The sequence below is a fragment of the Nostoc sp. DedSLP03 genome (genome assembly GCF_034530815.1).
Taxonomy (GTDB): Bacteria; Cyanobacteriota; Cyanobacteriia; order Cyanobacteriales; family Nostocaceae; genus Nostoc.
Genome location: NZ_JAVRCK010000028.1, coordinates 72106 through 92574, shown reverse-complemented (window position 1 = coordinate 92574; position 20469 = coordinate 72106). Strand labels below are relative to the sequence as shown.

13 protein-coding genes and 1 pseudogene are annotated in these 20469 nt (G+C 39.9%); 5 read left to right on the top strand and 9 right to left on the bottom strand.

Annotation, left to right across the window (positions count from 1 at the left end; all coding sequences use genetic code 11):
• A partial coding sequence (locus RM368_RS15710) for a CHAT domain-containing protein (RefSeq protein ID WP_322694911.1) occupies positions 1-1974 on the top strand: 1974 nt, incomplete at its 5' end.
• Positions 1975-2388: 414 nt separating this feature from the next.
• Complete coding sequence (locus RM368_RS15705; RefSeq protein ID WP_322694910.1) at positions 2389-4326, top strand: ShlB/FhaC/HecB family hemolysin secretion/activation protein; 1938 nt, start codon at positions 2389-2391, stop codon at positions 4324-4326.
• Positions 4327-4452: 126 nt separating this feature from the next.
• Here RM368_RS15705 and RM368_RS15700 read toward each other — a convergent pair whose 3' ends face one another.
• Together RM368_RS15700 and RM368_RS15695 are read right to left on the bottom strand one after the other, a co-directional pair.
• A complete protein-coding gene (locus tag RM368_RS15700; protein ID WP_322694909.1) occupies positions 4453-4857 on the bottom strand; it encodes a hypothetical protein in 405 nt (134 codons plus the stop codon).
• Between the two features lie 155 nt (positions 4858-5012).
• Positions 5013-5360: a hypothetical protein gene (locus RM368_RS15695; protein WP_322694908.1), complete on the bottom strand. Its 348-nt coding sequence runs from the start codon at positions 5358-5360 to the stop codon at positions 5013-5015.
• Positions 5361-5602: 242 nt separating this feature from the next.
• Here RM368_RS15695 and RM368_RS15690 point away from each other — a divergent pair, with 242 nt between their 5' ends.
• Both RM368_RS15690 and RM368_RS15685 read left to right on the top strand, forming a co-directional pair.
• Positions 5603-6232, top strand: a complete 630-nt coding sequence (locus RM368_RS15690; protein WP_041566771.1) for a ParA family protein — start codon at positions 5603-5605, stop codon at positions 6230-6232.
• On the top strand, positions 6225-7121 hold the full coding sequence (locus tag RM368_RS15685; protein ID WP_322694907.1) for a hypothetical protein: 897 nt from the start codon (positions 6225-6227) through the stop codon (positions 7119-7121). The genes RM368_RS15690 and RM368_RS15685 overlap by 8 nt, the downstream gene beginning before the upstream one ends.
• A 173-nt stretch (positions 7122-7294) precedes the next feature.
• Here RM368_RS15685 and RM368_RS15680 read toward each other — a convergent pair whose 3' ends face one another.
• Together RM368_RS15680 and RM368_RS15675 are read right to left on the bottom strand one after the other, a co-directional pair.
• Positions 7295-7648: a Spx/MgsR family RNA polymerase-binding regulatory protein gene (locus RM368_RS15680; protein ID WP_322694906.1), complete on the bottom strand. Its 354-nt coding sequence runs from the start codon at positions 7646-7648 to the stop codon at positions 7295-7297.
• A gap of 84 nt (positions 7649-7732) precedes the next feature.
• Positions 7733-8398 (bottom strand): hypothetical protein, encoded by a 666-nt coding sequence (locus RM368_RS15675; protein WP_322694905.1) that lies wholly within the window; start codon positions 8396-8398, stop codon positions 7733-7735.
• Between the two features lie 338 nt (positions 8399-8736).
• On the opposite strand from RM368_RS15675, the pseudogene RM368_RS15670 reads away from it, so the two are divergent.
• Positions 8737-9955, top strand: a pseudogene (locus RM368_RS15670) (ISAs1 family transposase).
• A gap of 62 nt (positions 9956-10017) precedes the next feature.
• On the opposite strand, the gene RM368_RS15665 reads toward RM368_RS15670, so the two are convergent.
• The 5 genes from RM368_RS15665 to RM368_RS15645 form a co-directional block, all read right to left on the bottom strand.
• Entirely contained in the window at positions 10018-11142 is a 1125-nt protein-coding gene (locus RM368_RS15665) for a hypothetical protein (RefSeq protein ID WP_322694904.1), read from the bottom strand.
• Positions 11143-11168: 26 nt separating this feature from the next.
• A complete protein-coding gene (locus tag RM368_RS15660; RefSeq protein WP_322694903.1) occupies positions 11169-14714 on the bottom strand; it encodes a molecular chaperone in 3546 nt (1181 codons plus the stop codon).
• A gap of 15 nt (positions 14715-14729) precedes the next feature.
• Positions 14730-17354 carry a dynamin family protein gene (locus tag RM368_RS15655; RefSeq protein WP_322694902.1) on the bottom strand — a complete coding sequence of 875 codons (2625 nt, stop codon included), beginning with the start codon at positions 17352-17354 and terminating at the stop codon, positions 14730-14732.
• A 219-nt stretch (positions 17355-17573) separates the two neighbouring features.
• A complete protein-coding gene (locus RM368_RS15650) occupies positions 17574-18611 on the bottom strand; it encodes a hypothetical protein (protein WP_322694901.1) in 1038 nt (345 codons plus the stop codon).
• A gap of 19 nt (positions 18612-18630) precedes the next feature.
• The gene (locus RM368_RS15645) at positions 18631-20364 is read right to left on the bottom strand and encodes an Hsp70 family protein (protein WP_322694900.1); all 1734 of its coding nucleotides are present in this window, start codon (positions 20362-20364) and stop codon (positions 18631-18633) included.
• Positions 20365-20469: the final 105 nt, after the last annotated feature.

Here is a 20469-nt window from a genome sequence, read left to right as displayed (position 1 = left end):
TCGATAAATAGCTCCTCTGGAACAGGCAATGGTGGCGCAGTGACCATTTCTTCTAGCTCAGGCACTATTGACACTAGTTCGATAAATAGCTCCTCTGGAACAGGCAATGGTGGCGCAGTGACCATTTCTTCTAACTCAGGCACTATTGACACTAGTTCGATAAATAGCTCCTCTGGAACAGGGAATGCTGGGACGGTGACCGTTTCTTCTAACTCAGGCACTATTGACACTAGTTCGATAAATAGCTCCTCTGGAACAGGGAATGGTGGGACAGTGACCATTTCTTCTAGCTCAGGCACTATCGACACTAGTTCGATAAATAGCTCCTCTGGAACAGGGAATGCAGGCATTATTTCAATTCCTGGCAGGGTTAATACCAACTCCACCAACACTACTGTTATTTCTACAGTTACCCAAAACTCTACCAACGAACCTAATAAGGATTTTTCCAGTATCCCTTCTGACATTCCTTATGACAACCTGCCAGAACAATCTAGAAAGACAGAGATTACAGCAGAATCGATTGAAATAACAAGGCAAAAAGAGTTTGAAGACTTTTTAGGGAAAGGTTCTCGTGAAAAGTTCACTAATGCTAAGGATATAAGGTTTGCTTTACATGCTATAGAACAACAATTTCAGGCAATTAAAAATCAACAGAATAACAATCCTGAAAACCCGAACAATCAAAAGACACCAAAACTTGCAGTTATTTATACAGTTAGAAAATCTGATTACTTGCGAATAGTAGTGGAAACATCTCAAGGTGAATTTTTAAAAGATGTGCCAGGCGCTAAATTCAATAAATTAAAGTGTCGTTCTGAGTTACTACGTCAAATTATTAGCAAGAAAAAAATTGAAACAAAATTAGATTGCCAAAAAGTTTTAGGTGCTGACTATAAGGATTCCTATAGCGAACATGCAAAACAACTTTATCAATGGTTAATTGAGCCTATAGAAGAAAAAATTTTAGATAAACAACATATTAATACATTACTTTTCTCAATGGATAAAGAACTACGCCTCATTCCATTTGCAGCATTGCAAAAAAATAAAAAAGGACAAGAGTTTTTGATTGATCAGTATGCTATTAGCCTTATTCCCAGTCTCAGTTATACGGACATTACTTACACAAATCCCACAAAGTATAAAGTTCTGGCTATGGGAGCATCAGATTTTTCAAAATCAAGTCAGTCCGCGACTTTAGCTGCTGGAACAGCAGAGCCAAGCCAACTTTCGACCTTAGCTGCTGTTCCAGCAGAGTTAGCCATATTTAAGAAAAAAGACTTTTGGGAAGCTGACGGTTTGGTTATTAAAGATAATCAATTCACTCTAAATAATCTGAATTATTGGAGTAAAGAACGCCCATTTCGGATTGTTCATTTAGCAACTCATGCTGGATTTAAAAAAGGCAAGGATAAAAAACAAGCTGAATTTTATATTCAATTCCAGGATTTAAAAAAAACACTACAAAATTTACAATACGAGTTAAATCCACCAAAAGAAAATTTTCCAAATAAGTTAAAATGGAGCGATTTTAGAGTTGACTTACTTGTCTTGAGTGCTTGTGATACTCAACAGGGAATAGTGGGTAGCGAAACAATATTCGTTGGTTTATCAGCCAAGCTGGGTGTGAAATCAACTTTGGCAAGTTTATGGGAAGTGAGTGACCCAGGATCATTGATATTAATGAGTGAATTTTACCAGAATTTAAGCCAAGGGTTCACCAAAGTCCAAGCATTACAAAAAGCTCAATTAGATATGAAGAATGGCGATATAAAGTTTGATAAATTAAAGTCACATCTTAGATATTTACTTGATCCAAACAAAAATTCCGAACTATCAAAACTATCGGAGCCAGTAAAGCAACAACTACTTTCAATTCTGAGTTTTCTAGAAGAGGAGAAAGAAATTAGTAAAAAGTTACAGGAACCTTACTACTGGGCAACATTTACTATTATTGGCAATCCTTGGTAAAGCTTAAGAGGTTATTTAACGCCGTATGCAACTTTCTCTCAAACCTAACCACGCCAGATGCTTCAAGTCGGTAGAGCCGCCCAAGGCACTGGCTCTCCAACCCTTCCCAAAAAGCGTGAAGGGGAGCAAGAATTAAAGCCTCTCTCCTTGTAGGATAGTGTTGGCAAATTCGTGAAGGGTTAGACCCCTCACCCATAAAACCTTGCTTTTGCGTTGCTTTCCGACCCTGCAATAAATCGCAGGCTAATAGCTGAAGTGCGTTGAAACGCACTGAATTAACATGGATTGGGGATAAGGGGTTAGACCCCCTATTAATTAACCAACAGTATCCTACAAAGAGGGAGGAATGGAAGCGAGGTTTCAAGAATAAGTCGCACATCGCATTATTTATAAAGTAAATCTAAAAAGACATTGATGAACATAAAGCACTATATTTTTCTTCAGCTAGTGTTTGTTTTTACTCCATCTACTGCCCTAGCTAACCCAACTAATAAGTTAATTTCAACTGAAGCTATTAAACTGGTTCAGCTAAATCAGCCGGATACAGTAAATCCTCTAAAACCTGCCAATACGCCAATCATAGGTATTATTGAACTTAATAGTCCTACCCCCCCATCATCGCAAAACCCAACCGTTACACCAAGGATTTCGCAATCAGCTAGTCCGCTTCTCCCAATATGTCCGCCACTAAAGCAATCTCCCAATGGTGCTGCTAATGAGCAACGGCAAATCAGCAAAATTGTGGTTTCGTTTTCAGATCAACAAAAAAAGCTCATCTCGGATTCTGATGCAGAAAAGGTTCTTCAGCAGCTTAAGTTTAAAAATTGTCCTGCTACCTTGGAGCGATTATCTGCTATCAAAGATGCGATTACACTGCTATACATTGAACGTGGCTACATCACATCAAGAGCAGAATCCGCAGAAATTGGTGCGGATGGAACTGTAACTGTTCGTATTATAGAAGGGAAAATACGCGATGTCTTCGTTACTGACTATGAGGAAAAGCGAATTGAGGATTCAAGAAAGCATTATGTTCACAATCGCGTAAAACTTGGTATAGAAACTCCTTTTAATATAAGAAAACTAGAAGAACAAATAAAACTGTTAGAAATAGATCCTTTATTTGATGAAGATGACCCTTTATGTAAAAAGATTCAACCTTCACAATCCCAATCTTTATGCGCTCAAAAAAATGTAGATGCCATCCTAACGCTTAGAAAACCTGGTGAAACAGATGAAAAAAGCGACCTACAAGAGGGGGAAAGTTATCTTATCATCAAGGTAAAAAAAACAAGGTTTTTCCAGGCTAATTTCAGCTTTGATAACTCTTCTCCTCCAAGTGTTGGAGCAGAAAGATTAAGAGCCGATTTGAGTATTGCTAACTTAGCAAGATTTGGAGATATCTTCGTTACATCCTTTGAAGCTGATCCGTTTCACTTCTCTACTGAAGATGGTTTCAATGCAGTTAGTCTTGGTTACCAAATTCCAGTCAATCCCAAGAATAGTACCCTCCAATTGAGGTTTGAAGGTAGGCGCGAAAAAATTGTTCAAGACCCTTTTGGCAAATTTGACTTTCGAGCTAAATCAGAACTTTTTGAACTGACCTATCGCCAACCACTGGTACGTTCGTATAGCAATGAGTTTGCTCTATCTCTAGGGTTTACCTTTCAAAATGGTCAAACATTTGTGTTCAATGATACTCCATTCCCCTTTGGGATTGGTCCTGATAAAGATGGAGTCAGCCGCACCAGTGTCATTAAGTTTGCACAGGACTATATTCATCGAGGTAATAGCGGAACTTGGGTTTTGCGTTCGCAGTTTAGCTTTGGAACTGAATTATTTGATGCCACAAATAATCGCAACTCGATTCCTGATGGAAATTTTATTAGTTGGCTGGGTCAATTGCAATGGTTGCAACAATTAGGGAACGATAATTTGCTGATTATGCAAACAGACCTCCAGCTAACACCTGATACTTTACTGCCATCTCAACAGTACGTTATTGGCGGTAGTCAATCGTTACGGGGCTATCGCCAGAATGTTCGATTTGGTGATAATGGCTTCCGCTTTTCTCTCGAAAATCGCATCACTCTCCAACGCAATGAAGCTAGAAAACCTACTCTTCAAATAGCGCCCTTTTTTGATATGGGAACAGTGTGGAATCAATCAGGAAATCCCAATAAGTTAACAGGCGATAATTTTCTGGCAGGTGCTGGTCTAGGAGTCTTGTGGCAACCATTTCCACAACTTAATATGCGACTGGATTATGCTATCCCGCTTGTCGAGTTACGCAATAGGGGAGATAATCTTCAAGACAAAGGTTTGTACTTCAGTATTAACTATAAACCATAACTCTGCGTTTTTTTTGAGCATTGAAGCGAGATACGAATGAGTGCGATTCGTTCTGGAGAAACCCAGTTTATCGGGGAATTTCAGGCTAGGTAGAGTAACCCCCATTCGTTTTGAGTTCGCTCTTCATTAAAATGCATTTGTCTCTAAATCATCGTCAATTTTTACACCGAATGGTAGGGTATCAAAGCCTAAGTTTTCTAAAGTTAAAATGGCTGACTCGACTGAGGAATTGTTGATGGTTTCTTGATTCACTAGGGATGTAAGTAATTCACAAACTCCCTTGTACTGATTGGCGTTGTAGTCAATCCATCTGTTTTCAAAGAAGAGTGCATCATGCAGCGCCATTACCACTTCTGTATAGGGGTCAAAAGGTAATTTATCGCGCAACTTCCGCATGGTACGCAGTAGATTGTCTGCATAGACAGCTGCTATTGGTTCTCCAGTGTATTGTTGGAGTTTTTGTAAATCTACTAAGAGAGTTTTGGTAATTTCTACTCCTGAAACTTCTAAGACGGTCTGTTCAATATTCATTGTTTTTATTTGACAAGAAGTTCAGTTTATTCGGAGCTAATTGACATTTTATAGGGTAGACTTATGGGATGAACCCGCAGTTCAGATCCGCTCTGTACCAACCCTAGCGGCAATACCTAAGTCTACAGGTTATTCTATTTTCTAGTCTATTAATTTTATTCCTCAAGATACTCTACCACCGCCGTCAGGTCTGCCATAGCCCGATCAAATCGATTTAACAAAGCTTGGGCTACTTCTGGGTCGGCGTTGACGGTTGCTAGTTTTTCCCGTACACGACGGTCAAGGGCTTCTAGCCACAGCGACAAGCCTGTATGCCGAATTGCTGATAATAACCCCATGTTGGTGAGGACAGCCAAATGAAAACCAAGTTGGTCTTGTCCGCCATAGCCTAGATATCCGTTACTCAGTTCCAGCTTTTCTGGGGTAAATTCTAAATACTGTTCAAAGGTAATACCAGCTTTTTCTAGCTGGGGTTGGGGCAATGAAGGGTGAGATTGAGCCATAACACAATTCTTTTAAGTAAGTAGGTGGGTGGAATTCGAGGGAATGCTCCTGCTCGATGAGTTTTTCCTAGTAGCAGGACAACACTACCCACGATGGTTAATCATACTCTTTGTTCCTGGTATGGCCTGTGTCAACTCTATGGCGTACTATTGACATACAAACTCTGTAAGTTAGTATCTTTGTTACTTACTAACTTACAGAGTTACGAACAAACAGAGTTACAAAGTTACGGAGTCAGGATGTGCATATTATTGCTGTTGTGAACGGAAAGGGAGGGTCAGCTAAGACGACAACTAGCGTCAATTTAGCAGCCATCCTTGCTGAGAAATCAAAAGTATTGTTGGTAGATGCAGATCCTCAAGGTTCTGCTACTTGGTGGGCAGAGCGCAATGAGCGAGATTTTGAATTATCTAAGGAAACAGATACGAATGAGTTGTTAAAACTTAAAAAAGTAAAAGGGTTTGATTTTATTATTGTGGACACTCCTCCGGCACTCCACTTTGAGGCACTGCAAATTACTATCGATGCGGCTGATTTTGTTTTGCTGCCATCTCCCCCAGCCCCAATGGATCTTCAGGCACTGATTGAAACTGTACAGGCATCGATCATGCCAGCAAATGTTAAGTTTCGAGTTTTATTAACTCGTGTTGATCCTCGTAGTTTGGGTAAGGCGCTTGATGCTCAACAAGCACTCATGCAAGGCGGTATTCCTGCATTTAACGGTTTTGTCAGGGCTTATGCTGTTCATGAACAAGCTGTTCTTGATGGCATACCAATTACTCAAGTTCGCGGAAAAATAGCTCGTGAAGCTGAAGGGGATTATCGGCGTGTTGCTGATGAGCTTTTGAGAGAGGTAAATACTCATGGCTAAAGCACGTCGTCGTTTATCTGATCTTGTCCACGAAGAAACGCAAAAAATCAGAGAACCAAACTTACAGACTTCGGAAGTTACAAAGTCCGAAAGTTTAGCAGAGAATCCAAGTGAAGCAGAAGACCAAATTACAGACTTACAGACTTTGGAAGCTACAAACTCTGTAACATTATCCGAATCCGAACCTTTAAGTAAAACAGAGTCAACAGAACAACAGACTACCAAAGTTACAGACTTACAGACTTTGGAAGCTACAAACTCTGTAACATTATCCGAATCCGAACCTTTAAGTAAAACAGAGTCAACAGAACAACAGACTGCCAAGGTTACAGACTTACAGACTTCGGAAGCTACAAACTCTGAAGGTTTACTGGAAACTCCGAGACAAGTAGAAGACAAAGTTACAGAACAACAGACTGCCAAAGTTACAGACTTACAGACTTCGGAAGCTACAAACTCTGTAACTATACCAGAATCTTCAAGTGAAGTAGAAAAAAGAGTTACAGAGCAACAGGCTTCCAATGTTACAGACTTACAGACTAATAAATATTCAGAGTCTGTTTCTTCCATGCAAATTGCTATTAGGCGGGAGGGTGAAGAAGAAGTAAACAAAACTACAAAGTTACAAAGCTTGAAAGATACAGACTTACAGAGTACCGAACTTCCGAAGTATTTAAAATTGGAGCGTAAGGAAACACGATTGAGACAGGATCAGATTGACGCACTTACCGATCTCACCCGGAAATTAAATAGAACGAAACAAGTTAAAGGTGGTGAGAGACTTACAGATAATACTTTGATCCGTGTTGCAGTAGATTTACTGCTGAGTAAAGCTTCGGAGCTTCAAGGTACTACAGAAGATGAGTTACGAAGCTCCTTAAATCTGTAAGTTTGGGAGTTTGAGAGTTTGTAAGTTTGTAACTTACAGAGTTTGTTATTAATTTATCTTGCCTAATGTGCGATCATCGCTGTCGATTCTCACTCCATTTGATGAGTTTGATTTCGACAAATAAAGGTTTTCTCGATCTAGAGGGGGATGCAATCAGGGTAGGGGTTTGGAGATTAAATTCCTAATTTTTCTCGAATGACTTTTTCATCTTTGAAGCCTACCAACACAGCTGTTCCATCCTTGACGAAAAGCGGACGTTTGAGCAGCATTGCATCTTTAGCGAATGCCTCGATCCACTGTTCGTCAGTCCAAGTCTTCTTTTCATCACCCAAAGCTCGGTAGGATTGGCCAGAAGTGTTCCGCATGGGAGCGGAACCCAAAGACTTTACCCAGTTTTGGATCTGCTCACGGGTGGGTGGAGTTTCTTTGGTGTTGATGAATTCATAGTCAATGCCGTTGTCTTGAAGCCAGTTAAAAGCTTTTTTGCAAGTGCCGCAGTTGAGGATGCCGTAGACTTGAAGGGACATAAAAAGTTAATCAACAATTTCCATGACATACATCTATATATACACATGGCTAGTGTCGGTTCTTGCCATTGCCTGCGGTGGGCTTCACTTGATCGGGTAGTATAATCCATCGTCACCAAAACGCCAACCACGAGAAGCGGGGTCTCTATGGCGGCTCCATGACTCAAACTCGGATGGACTTTTGCTTTCTCTCTCTCTGGAAAGGCTTGATTCATCAACACCCAATCTTCGAGCTAGATTTTCCCCAGTCAAAGACTGAATTTCTACTGATCTACCATGAAACTGATGAGATGATGAAAATTGCCTTCTGCCTGTATTTCCTTGGTGTCGAAGCTGCCCTAGTGCATTGTTAAGTTGGGCAAGGTTCTTGGCGACGGTTCCTAACTTTTCTTCCAAGTTACTTAGCTGTTGTGCTTGTTGTTGCGTGGATGTTGATTCTATACTTTGTTCTATACTGTGCGTGAGATGCCCCAAAACAGTTTCTATTTGCTGTAAGCGGTTCTCTATACTGCTTTCTATACTCGAAGTATTGTTTACTTGATTTGCTTCCAGTGCCGAGAGTCGGTTAATGATCTGATGTAGAACATCTTCTATACAATTGTCAGCAACTTCCGTCTGACCCAGGATGTGATGCAAACCCTGCGCTACCAACTCTGTTGCTGAGGTGTTGCGTTTTTTTGCTTCGGCTCTGAGTAATTCAACTAAAGACTTGGGAAGTTTAAAATTTACTGATTCCCGTTCTATAGCCATTAAAACACCCATGCTTCAGCAAGACTCGTATTTATTTAGCTAGTTTACTGTGTACTGAAGAACAACTCAAACTATTTCTTCCCTTGCTTGAAAGCTTTTCGAGCTAATTTTATATAAGTTTTAACAGTCAACGGCAGCATCTTTAAATCATCAGCGTAGACGTAGCCCGCCGTTCGCGTAGCGTCTCGTAGAGAAGGCATCGCTCCCAGTGATTCGCAGGGTTAGCGCGTCTCAAACCCTATTGACAAGCGGACTTGCCTGATTGGCAAAGTTGGGTTAAAAGTGGCACTATCCGAGCTAGGGTAAGATTTAATCCATCTAGGTGCAAGGTTCGAGTAATGTCAACAGGATTTGAGAACAAGAAAAGCAAAACCAAAGCATCTTTTGCACCCAGCATAGATAGCAAAGACATTACCACTAAGTTTCAGGAATACTTCACAGAAATCAAAGACCCCAGAGTAGAAAGGACGAGATGGCATTCACTGACCGATATCATCACCATAGCGATTTTGGCAGTAATCGCAGGAGGGCAAGGTTGGGAAGATATCGAGGAGTTATGGACTCAATAAACAGGAGTGGTTGGAGACATTTCTAGAACTGCCAGAGGGAATACCCAGTCCAGACACTTTTAGAAGAGTATTTGAGAAAATTAACCCCAAAGAATTTGAGAAATGTTTTCGTTGCTGGGTAAAATCACTAGTGGAGAAGTCGGGAGTAGAACTAGTAGCTATAGATGGCAAAACTCATCGAGGCTCCTATGACCGAGAATCTCAGCTAAAAGCCTTACACACAGTCAGTGCGTGGTCAAGTGAACACCGTTTGGTATTAGGACAAACAAAGGTCACTGACAAATCCAATGAAATCACTGCGATTCCAGCATTGTTAGAAATGCTAGACATATCTGGCTGCATCATTACTATTGATGCAATGGGTACTCAAAAATCGATTGCCCAGAAAATTATCGCGGCTGATTCTGATTACGTTTTGAGCTTGAAAGATAATCATCCTACACTGCACCAGCAAGTAAAGAATTGGTTTGAGACAGCCCAGTCCAATGGATTTAAAAATGTTGATGTGAGTATGAGCCAACGCATAGAAAAAGGACATCACCGCATTGAGAATCGTCAGGTTTACACCGTACCAGTGTCACAACTTCCTGCACTTCATGAACAAGATTTGTGGTCTGGTCTGACAACAGTAGTTATGATAGTGCGTTCGATTCAGCATTGGAATCAAACTACTCAGGAGGTGCAATTTTACATCACTAGTCTTGCCAGTGATGCTAATAAAATTGGTAGCGCCATTCGACAGCATTGGGGAATAAAAAATTCTCTTCATTGGACATTAGATGTCACTTTCAATGAGGATAAATGTCGAATTCGTTCTCTGCACAGTCCACAGAATTTTTCTTTGCTACGTCGCATTGCCCTGAATGCCTTAGAGCGAGAATCATCTTTCCGCCGCAGTATTCACCAAAAGTCACGGCGAGCCGCGATAAATGATGACTATATGGTTTCTGTTTTGGCGGCGGCTTTCCCTAACTCAACACTCTCATAGAATCGATTTGTCAATAGGGTTTGAGACGCGCTAACCCTGCCAATTGTCCGAGGAAAAGCGGGTTAATTAAGGGAGCGGTAAAGCACTCTTCCCGGTAGTTCTTCTCCATCGATTTTGGCGTAAACACGAAGACATGCTGAAACTTGTCCTCGCACTCCCCCGATATCAATTTCCAAATCATCCTTTGAGCGTTTCCAAACATCAGCATAAGCTCCCCAAAGCTGTTGAATTTGCCCTCCATATTGTTTAGCTCTGCTGATTAAAGTTTGTCTAGCCTCTCGTTGTAATTTGCTCCACCAAGAGGTGTCTCGATCAACTGTTGGAAGGTATACTACAGAGTGAATTGCTTCGTCGAGATCTAAGCGTGTCCGTAGAATGGTAGCTGAATTAGTAGAAAGTTCTGCGGCTTTAACACGATTAAATCGATCAATCAATGCTTCTGTGTATTTTGAGCGTTCTGTTGGTATGGTAAGTGGTTGCACACTAGCAAAATTAACACTTTTCAGTGCATGGTGTAAGTTAGGGTCTAGATCAATTAAATTCAGTAGGGTAGAAACTATGATCGCTAACAAATGCAAATCACCTTCTAATGGTTCAGTATTAACCTTTTCGTGTAATGTAACTTGGGGAGAGAATCGCAATCCATCGGCTTGTACAGACCCAGTCAATCCGTAGTAGACTTTATCTTGCGGAGCAGGAATTTGAATGAGCCGCTCCCCTGAAGTGTCTTCAATTGCTCCAAGTTTTTCCGCTAACTTGAGTGCAAATTGTCGCCACTGTTCGGCGATCGCTAAAGGAATGCGTAACAATAGTAACTGTATTTCATTCCATAAATCATCGTCTTGAGTGCTTACGAGTTGAACTGTACCCAGAAATTGACTCAGCTCATCATTGTTATTAAAAGCTCGTCGCAATTCCTCTAGTTTTGGAAGCACAGATGTATTATAGGAATCAGGAAGAATAGTGGAATGGCTATCCACCTGCGCTTGAGGCTGCAAAAGGCTACTTAACTTACTTAGAATGGGTTGGTAAAGAGGGAAAGCAGGATCGATGGATGGAGTTTCTTGGGTTTGGATTGCGTTCTCCAGATGTGCGTGCAACCCAAGTAGATACACCCGCGAAAGTTTGGCTAAATCAGACTCTGGGGTTGCAAATAGCTTTTGTAGCAAATCATCTAAGGTATCCATGCTAATAATTTTAGTCCTTAGCAGAGCTAATGTAGTCCACAAAACGGATCGCGTTTCTCGTTTTCATTTTCATGTGTTAGCCTCAAAGGTTGCTGATACACACACCCTTCCTCACGAAGACACTCAGGCTCATCAGAGATCCAATAGGGCAATTTACCTGCATGAATGCGAAGGATTCCTTCACTGTCAAGAGAGGCGTAGTATCGAATAGCTTCTTCGCTATTGTTCGGATCTTTGCTAATATTGGGTTTGGGAAGTTTGCCAATGTACTTTTTATCGCCGTTAGGCAAGCATAGAAAGAATCGGTGTTCATTGCTGAGGGGAAAAGGCGGTAAGGGCTCACTGATAATTCCTTTACCTTCACGGGAGTTTGTCTCTCCTTTGTAGTAAAATCCCTCTTGTGAGTAACTTTGCTTTGCCCCAAAAATAATATTTTCAGATCCGGGATTGAAGGCAGTTGCCGTCTCCAAGACATTAACAGCAATATCCAAGGCTACCCTACCATCTTCTCCTAAAATAGCAGGAGTTTGTGTATCTCCATAGTCTGAGGAATTTTCTTGAGAGATTTGTTGAACGTTAAGTAGAGGGTTTGTTTGATCATCTTCTTCTAAAATAGCTGGAGTTTGTGTATCTCTATGGTCTGAGAAATTTTCTTGAAAGATTTGTTGAACATTAAGTGGAGGGTTTTCTTGATTATTAGTTTCGTCGATTTGGTAATAGGCGCGATCCCGACAGAGCAATAATTGGATCTGAAGCGTTTGATCAATTTCGTATTTGACGATGATATGCTTACGCAGCATCTCATCACCCATACCCAAGTTTTCAGCTAATTTACTTAGCTCAGCACTTCCCCACAACTGTGGTATTGCGTCCTCGAAGTCTATCCGATAGATAAAAATGGCTAGTTGAACTCCTTCCCATTTTGGGGTGCAATACTTGGCGGTGAAATCTTTGGGATCAAGTTCAAGTTCTTGACCTGCTTCAAAGATAGGTATGAAATCATTACCTCTCTGAGTTTTAAGTTTAAATGCGCAGGGCAAGTAATAGAATAAATTTTTGACATCAATATAAAGCTGACTTAACCCTTTAATCAACAAATGTTTTGCCTTTTCGGGAGCAAAAATCAATTGCCGCAGATTTTCTGCGTAACAAGCCCCAGCTGAGGTTGCTTGTTTAGTGTATTCTTTTTCAAAAGTGATACGTTCTGGGTTCCACACAAAATACTCGGATTGACCAAACTGGCGACGAATTTCTTGCTCAACCAAATAAAGACCACAAGTTTTACCAGATAAAATCAGCCAATCAATTTGTTGTTTATTGTTTACAGTATTGGGTTCAACAGGCTCCACAGATTGAGCCTCATCTTCCAATTTTCTTAACCGATTTTCCATTAATTTTGCAGCAATGCCAATAGCTTCTTCGACTACAGGAATGGCAGATTTTTCAAACTCTTGTTGAGACAAGGTAATGTTGAGGCTATTCGGCTGATTGATATTGTGATCTATAGCACTAGCTTTGAGAAGGTCTTCAATTATTGTTTCAGAAACCTTATATTCACGCTCCCCAGTGTCCTCTAGTTTCTGTTTTGAACCAAGATAAAGCTTGGCTTTTTCTGCTTCATCCCAAAGAAGATAGAAAGTTTGTAAACAACCTGTACTTTCTTTTTCTTTCCACCGCGTTGGTAGAATATCATCGATTAGGTTTAAAGCATATTGAATATCTTTGCTTTCTAAATTTTCTTTCTCTAAATATGTTCTTAAAGAACCTCTACGAAACTTTTGATTCTGATCTAAAAATCGTGAAAAGCGTTCGTTGTCTAATAGCAGATCCAAACGATTGCTAAGTTTTTCACTTTGCAAGTGTTCATCACTAACTGCACTAAGAAGACAATCGGTGATTGCAGCTTTCAAAAAATAGAAAACTCGCAAAGTTAGCAATTCGCCACCTAAATGCAAATGCCCAGATGCACCCAGTAATTTAGGAATAAGTTTATAGTATCGCCCGCCGTCACCTCGATCTTCGTTTTTCTTGAATGGATCAATTTCTTCCAACGTTAAGTTGATCAGAGCAATATCAGTGGTTCCACCGCCAATATCTAAGACTAAAACATTCTGTACCCAGTTGTTTCCTACCCGACGACAACGAGTCTTAAAGGCTTCGATGCCAATAGTCCAGTCGCCCTTAAATGCTTGGAATAAATAGAAAATAGCAACCGATACTGCCTCATCATAAGTAATTCGGACATTTGGAATACGCAGACCATTAACACCAACCAGTTGTTTAATTTGCTCGCGAACTGTTGGAGGTGCTATGGTTGGGTAGGTGATAATAACAGTATTAAAGTGACCTCCAGACTGGTTGCGAGAGTTACGATTTCGGTATTTTAAAGTAAGCTCAAATAGGTGTTTCCACGCTGCTTGAATCAAATCTTTGACAGCAATGTCTTTACCATCCAAAGATACATCAATTTGCCGAGTTTGCCCGAAATAGCGTTTGGGGGAGTGGTGAAACCTGCCTGAAATCTCTTGCCAATCCTTACCCGAGGCATTGTTAAGTGCTTGCTTTCGATTTTGGCTCACTCGATGCCCTAAATTCACAGTCAAAGGATCTAAGGAAATCACCTCTAACTCGCTGGGAATTTCATTGACATGACGAGTTTCATCCAATTCCACTGGAAACAGGCTTTGTCCTGTGAGTGGGGGTACACGCAATGCTTGATGATAAACATCATCTAGCTGCCTTCTAACTGCTCTGCGAGATTTATCATACGCAAAAGGATATAATTCAATTTGGCAAATGACATCCAATACATGAGAGCTATCTTCACTGCGAATGATATCTCCGAGTGTATTGGATGAAGTTACCTTTAGTCTATTATTGAGAGTCGTAATTAATTTTTTCCATTCTTGGGTGTTGATATCAGACTGTTGTTCAACAGGCTGATCTAGCCATTCGGCTAACAGTTTTCGTAACAGTTGCGCTGGTTCTCTTGGAAGTTCATCAGGGCGTGGAACAATACGTGGGTCAAAGAGTGTTACAGTAGAATTGGATGTGCCAAAGTCAATTGCCAACCAACCATCAATTTCTGTATCATCTGTTAAATTGGAGTCAACGGTAGATTTGGGAGTCATGTGATTCGGAGGGAGAGACTGGGGCGTTGTTGCGTTAGATATACCAGGAGTAGTTAGCCGACTTTGAGCAGTCGCAGTTTGTGGTGAAGCAAAATCGGCTAAACCTGTAGTATTGGAATCAACGTAATCGACTTTGACGTTGAGGGTGCAGTTAGCTCCTAGAGGTAAGGGGTTGTTCGGTGGACATTTGACTTGTCGTCGTACCTGTTGAGTGCTAGTCAGTTTCAAGGGAGGTTCATACTTCTGCTCTCTCTCTTTGTAAGCTAAATTTATTAAGTCTACTAGTTCTGCTGGATTCCCTTGTACGGAATAAGAAATGTGAATGATGTGAGGACGGTTATTGTTGATGGGAACAAGCTTAACCGTTGGTAATTCGAGGATGTTACTGTCATCTGAGAGATGCAACGAAAATTGTTCTGGTATTTGAATTTCAATAGGCATCGCAATATTCCTCCTTTAAAGCGAGTCTGGATCTACGACAGAAACCACTTGCTCTAATGCTCGAAGCCATGATGGTTTGTCAGGATTCAAACCTTGTTCACCACTGGCAATAAATCGTAGCAAGGAGTCATTTCTAGACAGATCCTGTAGACGGGGATTGATTTGATCCACGATGCCGAGAAATTCACCATTCACTTTCTTTTCCATTTCACTGATTTTTTGCAATATATGTAGACTAGCGCTATCTATAAATTCTTCTCTAATACGGAGGATAAGGAATTGATGGTTTGTTGGTTTAGGTTGAGTAGGATGCTTTTTCGCACCCCAATCAAACACTTGACCAATAATATGGCGTTCGTCTTTACAGGCTAACGGAAAAAAGAGTTTAAAGTCAGGAGATTCTGACAAAACATCGTCTGCGAGCAATTTGCTTTCTTCAATATCTGTGATGAGGTTGCTTTGTTCAAGAATGGTTTGTTGCCAATCTTCTGGCTTATGGGCACGCAATAGTCCTTGAAATAACCGTACACCTTCCCTACCAAACTGTTGCTGAATCGATTGTTTAAGTTCTGGTAGTAAAAATGCCTTTAATTGATGATAGTTATCACTAATATTAACTGATAGTTTGTCAATCCTTGCAACCACTGCATCATAGACAGCTTGATTAGCATCTCTGTGCAATTGTTGTAATGTTTTAGCAAAGACTCTATAAAAATCATCACTCGTGGTTGGGGTTGTATTATCAACTAAATCATCTTCGTCAAATAAAATTTTTGCAGATCCGCTACCCTGAGCCGTTAGAACAACAATTCCATTCTTGATTTTGTTGAACAAGAGAGTCCATTCACTCCAGTTATAGATATTAGTTTTCAGTTTTTCTCGAATTACTTCAGTGACTGGAATATCTTGACGATTGCGGATAGGTTGTGTTTCCAACTCTTCTTTGAATCGGTTGTATTTCTCTAAAAGTCCTTGAATTGCATTGGTTAATTGCAGTAAAGTCGGGTGATCTATAATAGAAATGTCTTCTTGCTGTAAGTTTTCCAACTCTTGTGTGAGTTTGAGTTTTTCCTGCTTCAAAGCTGTGACGGCTGTTTCAGTGTCAGTGAGTAGTTGGTTGAGTCCATGCTTAACCACATGAGCTTGAATTATCTTTTGCAATTGTCCAATACCTCCATCTTCAGCAAAATCCCTAAGTTGTTTTCCTAACGAACTGCGGGAGTTACTTTTCAATAAGTGTTGACTGAGTTGTCTCCACTTTGGACGGAGGCGTGTTGCTTGATCCAAATAACCCGGATAATCTAAGCGCGTGAGAAATTCTTGAGAACCTACTTTAACGTTATGAGACGAGTTTTTTGCTTGATCTGCTAAAGAGAGCATTGGAGAGAGAAAAACAATTTTGTTGTGATCGGTTGGAAAAGACTTGGCTCTTGTAATAGCTGTTTGCAAAATCCTGAGTTGGTCTAATACTGTTGTTTCCTCTAATTGTTCTGTCTGAGTTAGCTTATCAAGGATTTGTTCACCGCCATCATTTAAGGCAAGTTGATCAAATCTTCCGACTCCAATCAGAATACGATCTTTGAGATCTTCATCTGGTCGCTCCTGCTGTAGCATTGTAAATATACTATCCGCGCGATCGCTGGCTGGGCTTATTCCATTCAACAGAATCAAAATAGTTTGGACTTCTTGTAGTTCTTTTAAAGAAAGGTAGCGATCGCGCACCCCAGATCCTGGTGCACCTAAACCAGGAAAATCCAATATTATCAATTGGTTCGCTCCCTGAAGCCCGGACAAATCCCAGAATTTGTTGGACACTTTTACTGTAACGTCAATACGACGAACCAGAGAAAAAGTGTTTTGTAAGTCTTCAGTGGAAAAAGTTTCAGGGAATACCTTCCAGGGAGATAAAATCGGAACAATTTGATCAAAGCTTAAATCTTGAATGCCTTTCGTCTTATCGGCTTCTATTTGAGGAAATTGCAACCCTTCTCTAGCTATAGTCTTATTTACTATCACAGACTTTTCACAAGCAGCTGAGCCGTAGGCAAGATAGGTGTGGGAAAAGTTGATAAGTTCTCTCAGTAGGTAGCGTAACTCTAGATTTTTATTGCTCCAGGCATCCTCACACCAATTGATGATCGCTTCCCAAACATGTTGATCAGCTACGTTCATGGCAGACAATGCATCAATCTGGGGTTGAGAAAGTCGCGCATTTCTTGCTCGGTTGAGCACTTCATCGAGCATATAACGCAGACAATCTTTTGCCTCATTTTGAGAGAGGTAATGCACCTGAAACTCATCTAGCTGAGTGGTGTGCAATCCTTCTTGTTGGATCAAGCACAAGGCAGTGACATTACCTGTGGTAGGATTTTCATTGATAGGTAATGCATCAGCAAAACCAATCAAGCTTCCCAGTAGCAGTGTTTTACCTGCACTAAACTCTCCCATCACACCAACCTTAATAAATGAGGAAGCTCGATCCTTAGTTTTCTGCGCTTCTTGATGTATGCGAGCAACACTGGCGGGAATCGAACCTTCAGCAGGTGGAGGGTTTCGGTCCACCAACTCAAGATTTTGCAGGATATCATCTGCGTACTTCTTGTAGACCTGCAACTTTTCCACAGCCATGTCGTTTAGCATACCCATCTCCTCGACATTTCTAGACTTACTAGGTAACATAAAATTGGAAACAAATAAGGAATTTTATGAATTTTTTTACGTATTTATCTGTAACTATTAATTTTAGTTAAGTTATCATAGTCGATTTATGAAAAATGGCAGTTACAATTTCGGTACAATCTTCGCCGTTCGTCATAGTTCATAGCCACCTTACCAAACCTTTATTACTTTGTATAGTGCTTAAATATTCTCGTTTGTTGTGAAGACGAGAGCCTTCTCGAAAATACGGTTATTAACTCGGTAGCCTGGATACACTGTAAAGCTGATTTGCCCCGCTCCATCACAGTCTAGAAAAGGCTGATGCTTTTGAGGATCGAATTGTATACCTTTTTGCTCCATCCATAAATCTCCTGGAGGATCAGCACTAGAGATTCTAAATATCAAATTTAGCCCTTTATGAATTAGATTTTCAATTTCACGGTGAAGGTTTTTTGGACTTTGTTCATGAGGGTAATTATTAATTCCTAAAGCCAAATAAATTGAATTTATAATCTCTGAGACTACAGCAGTAGAATCTTCGAGTACAGTCTTCATCTGCTTCACCAAAATTTCCTCAGACAGTGTGGACTTAATTTTGGCAATTTCTTGCCTTCGATTAGCTTTAAAAGAGTGATTAATTTCAGAATTGTGATGGAATATCAAAGTGCTAACAGATTGAAAATTTTGGTCTTTTAGCTGTATAAATTCATGAACCAAAATGTGATTTTGGGGACGGTCTCCTGAAACATAAGTTGTACTTTTATTTCTTGCAAATTCCGAAATTGTAACCAAAAGTTCTCCTTTTTGAGTTTTGAGTTCATCACACTCCCTTTCAAGTTCAATAACTTTCTTCTTCAAATATTCATGCTCTTGGAAAATCTTGTTAATTCTCTCTATAGCATTCAATTTAGTTTCTTGAGTTGTAAAATCTTTTGTAGCTTCAACACAGCCCTGTTGTTCCAATAGTGATTTCTCTGATTCTTTCAGAACTACCTGTTTCTCTTCAACAAGCTCAGTATCAATTGGCTGTTGTAACAAAGTTGTTCCAGATTGTGTAAATTTACAATCCTCTTGGGGAGTTATCTCTTGTGCTAAAATTTCATTTGCTGTGCTAGAGACGTTCTGCTCCTCTACAGCACTCACCTCAGACTGTTCAGAAGTTAATTCATCTTGCAGATTTTCTTCACAAGATTTTGGCGGTTTTGTGGGCGAATCTTCTATATTTTGATGGTTAGACATATTCATTCTTACTTAGCTCTTACAAATAATCGAAGAGAAATTTAATGTTGTATTTTCTTCCAGATTCTGGATTTATTGCCTCAACTTTAATCTCCGTATCACCAAAATACATGATTACCTTGATATTATGTTTTGAGTTTATTTCAGTTTTTGGAATTTCAACAATTAGTTCCCCAATCTTATCGACTCCTGGATCATCTGTGTAACGAACTTGTTGTTTCTCAGTTGAATAAAAAGGAAATTTTATTTCTTTTTGATCTTCCTGTTGCGGACTGTAACCATCATATTCAATACCCTTATTAACTTCTACAGGTTCTCCAGCTTTAACAAAGATGTCAAAACGTTGTTTGCAGTAATATCCTTTTCGATAGCTAGACCAGAATTTTTTTGTCTCTGGATCTAAGGTTGAATCAAATGGTAGCGAGGTTTCACAACCATATGTTAGACGGCTGCGTCTCAAAGGAATAATGGATGGATTTAAGCCATATAATACTGCTCCTTCTACAATTGCAGCACCAGGAGATGGAGAAAAGACAATCTTTTTAACTCTACTACCAAACTTCTGTTGAATTTGCTGTCGTAATATGGGGGAACTAGAAAATCCACCTACAAGAAAAATAATGTCACAGCCGCGACTATTTAATGTGTGAAACTGCTCATCAACTGTTTCTATTAAACCATTTAAGGTTGGCGAGAAAATATCCATCATTGTCTTCTTGTCAAGATAGATATTTGCATCCTCTCCTTGCTGTTCTTTTGCAAGATGCTCCAGTAGATGAGGATAGTGTTCTTGTAATAATCGGTCAAGTTTTCTAGGTATAGAAAAATTAATTATATTGTCATTGTTTTGAGGGTTAAAATCACACTTAATGCGTTCCCAATTCGCCATCATTTCAAGATACTCTTGTGGATAATCACTTTCATACCGATCTATCACATCAGCATTGAGTTTTTTTCTCAAATATTTCTCAAAGTCCTTATCAATGTATGTAGAACCATATTTACCTCCTTTACCTATCACGACTTCTTTAAGTTTTCTGTCTTGCAAGACTTCATGAACTGTAATGTCAACAGTTCCACCACCACAATCAACAACCATGAAACGAGTTTCTGGCTCTAATTGAGACTTTTCCTTGTCTTGGCAATAAATAGCTGCTGCTTCTGGTTCTAAGACTAATAAAAGACGCTCAGCTTCAGCACTACCCTCCCCAACTAATCCAGCTTTTTGGGCTGCTTTACGCATAAACTGCTTCTCTGCATTTGTCCAAATAGCTGGGATCGTTAAACACCATAAAATTTCACTGTCTTTTAAGTAACCAGCAGTTGAGTTTTTGATTTCTTCTAAAGCAAGTTCTTTAAGAAGTTTTACATAGTCAGAAATTAAGTCAAGTACTGCAAATGTTTGTCCATCATTAGTTGTAATGTCAGGAGCATTTGAATTTTTATCTTGCCCCTGATGTAATTTCATTTTGAAGTTTTCAAAAAAATAGTAACCTTGTGGATCATCGAATGAGCGTTGAATATCAAACAGTCTTTTTTTTGCTGGCCATCCCCAAGCATCTACTATATTTTTGCCTTCATCTCTAGAGTATAAGAGATGTGTGAGTGTTTTATTGTAAGCAATAGGTTGACCCTCCCACTCTGTTCTACCGATAATCCGAGGATCATTCACAAATGCATAAGCGTAGCCAGAACGAGATGTGCCAAAGTCGATGGCAAGCACTACACGAATATTTTTTTCATTGATCGCCATACAAGATTTCTCCTTTAAAATCTTAAATCTATGATGCAATCAAGAAATCTTTCGAGTATTTTTCTTTGATCTTATCTTCTGTAAAAGAGAAAAATTACTCTGGAT